The sequence below is a fragment of the Streptomyces sp. 8L genome (assembly GCF_020176795.1).
Classification (GTDB): domain Bacteria; phylum Actinomycetota; class Actinomycetes; order Streptomycetales; family Streptomycetaceae; genus Streptomyces.
On the sequence record NZ_JAIUKE010000862.1, the window covers coordinates 1 to 1600 of the forward strand.

A 1600-nucleotide genomic window follows, 5' to 3' on the forward strand; every position below is an offset into this window, starting at 1 on the left:
GGTGACAGGCGTCGTTGATGTTGTATGCGAGATGTCAACTCCCTTGTTGCAGTGGTGTTTTCAGGACTCTCGGCGCTGGTCATCGAGGATGTGGTGGATGACGGCCAGGTAGTCCGGGTGCTCGCCCGGACCCGTGATGTTCCGGTGCCCTGCCCGGTGTGCGGGGTACCGACGGGGAAGGTGCACGGGTATCACGTCCGGACGGTGGCGGATGTGCCGGTCGACGGTCGGCAGGTCGTGGCCCGCATCCGGGTGCGGCGCCTGGTTTGCTCGGTCCTGGGCTGCCGGCGACAGACCTTCCGCGAGCAAGTCCCTGGGCTGATCGAGCGCCTTCAGCGCCGCACCACGCGCCTGACCAGCCAGGTCTCGGAGGTGACCAAGGAGTTATGCGGCCGGGCGGCCTCCCGTCTCACCCGGTACCTGGCCACGCCCCTCTCCTACGCCACCGCCCTGCGCCTGCTGCGGCGCATCCCCCTCCCGACGGTGCGCGCCCCACGGGTGATCGGGGTCGACGACTTCGCCCTGCGCCGCCGCCACCGTTACGCCACGATCATCATCGACGCCGAGACCGGGGAGCGCGTCGATGTTCTGCCCGACCGCGAGGCAGCCACGTTGGAGGCATGGCTGCGCACGAAGAAGGGGGTCGAGGTCGTGTGCCGGGACGGCTCGGCCACCTATGCCGAGGCGATCCGCCGGGCACTGCCCGACGCAGTGCAGGTCAGCGACCGCTGGCATCTGTGGCAGAACCTGTGCGACAAGGTCCTGGCCGAGGTCCGGGCCCACGCCCCCTGCTGGGCCACCGTCAACCCGCCCCGGCCCGGCGGCATCCACGAGCAGACCATCCGCGAGCGCTGGCACAAAGTCCACGCCCTCCTCGACTCCGGCGTCGGCCTACTCGAATGTGCCCGCAGACTGAGCCTCGCCCTGAACACCGTCAAGCGTTACGCCCGCATCCCCGAACCGTCCGCCGATCGCATCACCCCACGCTACAGGCCCACGCTGGTCGACCCCTACCGCGACCACCTGCGTCAACGACGGGCGCAGGACCCGGCCGTGCCCGTCACCCACCTCCTCGACGAGATCAGGGAACTGGGCTACACCGGCAGTGCCAACCTGCTGGTCCGCTACCTCAACCAGGGCCGCGCCGAAGGCCACCGTCCCGTCACAACTCCCCGCCGCCTCGCCCGGCTCCTGCTAACTCACCCCGAGCACCTGTGGACCAAGGACACCGATCTGCTCGGCCTCCTCACCGCTGCCTGCCCGGAGATGACGGCACTCGCCCGGCTTACTGGCGAGTTCGCCGCGCTGTTGACCCCGGCCCAGGCCAACCACGACGCGCTCACCCAGTGGATCACTACCGTCCGTACCGCCGACCTGCCCCACCTGCACAGCTTCTGCAACGGCCTCGAACTCGACCGCGCCGCCGTGAACGCCGGCCTCACCCTGCCCCACCACAACGGCCGGACCGAAGGCGCCAACACCCGAACCAAGAAGATCATGCGACAGATGCACGGCCGAGCAGGATTCGACCTCCTCCGACACCGCATCCTGCTTCAATAACTGCCCACCGGCCGTCACCACCGACTACGGAACAGAGCCG

General features: G+C 69.0%; 1 protein-coding gene. It reads left to right on the forward strand.

Annotated elements, in window-relative coordinates; translation table 11 throughout:
* Positions 1 to 24 precede the first annotated feature (24 nt).
* The gene (locus tag LCE31_RS39500) at positions 25 to 1560 is read left to right on the forward strand and encodes an ISL3 family transposase (protein WP_263632840.1); all 1536 of its coding nucleotides are present in this window, start codon (positions 25 to 27) and stop codon (positions 1558 to 1560) included.
* Positions 1561 to 1600 lie beyond the last annotated feature (40 nt).

What these genes read in the sequence shown, in the direction of transcription:
- LCE31_RS39500 (WP_263632840.1), top strand. Translation starts at nt 25, where the DNA reads ATGCGAGATGTCAACTCCCTTGTTGCAGTGGTGTTTTCAGGACTCTCG.